General features: G+C 62.5%; 1 protein-coding gene. It reads right to left on the bottom strand.

Annotated features, from left to right (window positions below; genetic code table 11):
- Positions 1-1,340 (bottom strand): glycine--tRNA ligase subunit beta (gene glyS, locus EN993_RS35870; protein WP_127266247.1); only part of this gene is annotated, 1,340 nt, incomplete at both ends.

Raw genomic sequence — 1,340 nt, 5'->3', positions numbered from 1 at the left:
TTGCCGTCCTCTGTATCGAGGAAGGAGCCCAGCGCCTCGACGCGGCGGACGATCTGCAGCAGGTCATCGGACTGCGGTGTGATGACCGCATCAATCAGATCGTGGCGTGCACCCTGGTCACGGAGGTAGACCTTCAAGCGGTCGTGGAAGAAGGCGACGAGATCGGCAACGAATGGCGAAAGCGATGCTTCCAACTCCATCATACGCTGGCCATCGAAGAACTCTCGTTCCTGATCGGCGGAGCCGAAGGTTTCCGAATTTGCGTTGGCCAAGCCGCCCTTCAACAATCTGGAGATCAAGCCGGCTTCCGACAACAGCTGGCTTGCCCCCTTGTACTCGCGAATGCGGGAATCGAGCATCGTGACCACACCACGGCTCTCAACCCCCTCACCGAACCGTTCATATGCGGCGAGCGCCGAGGCCACCGTCGCTGCAATGGCGACACCCAGGGAAAGCCTGATCCTGTTTTCCAGTATGATCCTCACCACACCCAGCGCCGCTCGACGCAAAGCATAGGGGTCCTTCGACCCGGTCGGCTTTTCGTCGATGGCCCAGAAGCCGGCCAGCGTGTCGAGCTTGTCGGCAAGTGCCACGGTGATCGAAACCGGATCGCTCGGTACGCGGTCGGATGGGCCTTGTGGCTTGTAGTGTTCCTCAATGGCTGCCGCGACCGAAGCATGCTCGCCCTGCAGCAATGCATATTTGCGCCCTATTGCGCCTTGCAGCTCGGGGAACTCGCCGACGACTTCAGTGGTGAGATCGGCCTTGGCTAAGACAGCCGCACGGTGCGCCAGTGCGGGATCGGCGCCGACGATCGGCGCCAGTTCCTCGGCAAGCCGGGCAATCCGCTCCACCCGCTCGCCCTGCGTGCCAAGCTTGGCGTGAAAGGTGACGGCGAGATGGTCGAGGCGGGCCATGCGCTGGTCGAGCGGTTTCTTCAGATCGAGCCCGAACTTTTCCGCCGATGCTTCAAGCTGGTCAAGATCAGGCAAATCGCCCTGATCGGTCGTCCAGAAATAAAGCGCGTCGGACAGACGGGCGCGCACCACCTTGCCGTTGCCGTGGGCGATCTCCTTGCCGCCATCCTTGGCCTCGATGTTGGCCGTGAGGATGAAGCGGTTGGAAAGCGCATCGTCGACACCCTGCGGCCGCGTGACAAAGCACTTCTGGTTGGCGCGGATGGTCAGCCGGATCACCTCGGCCGGAATGGCCAGGAAAGCCTCCTCGAACTCGCCCATCAGCACGACCGGCCATTCGACCAGCCCGGACACCTCTTCCAGCAGCCCGTCGTCCTCAACCAGGTCGAGCCCGTTGGCGAAAGCGAGAGTGCGGGCGTCGGC

It is taken from the genome of Mesorhizobium sp. M7D.F.Ca.US.004.01.2.1 (genome assembly GCF_003997785.1).
In the GTDB taxonomy this organism is placed as follows: domain Bacteria; phylum Pseudomonadota; class Alphaproteobacteria; order Rhizobiales; family Rhizobiaceae; genus Mesorhizobium; species Mesorhizobium loti.
This window is presented reverse-complemented; position numbering and strand designations above follow the sequence as displayed.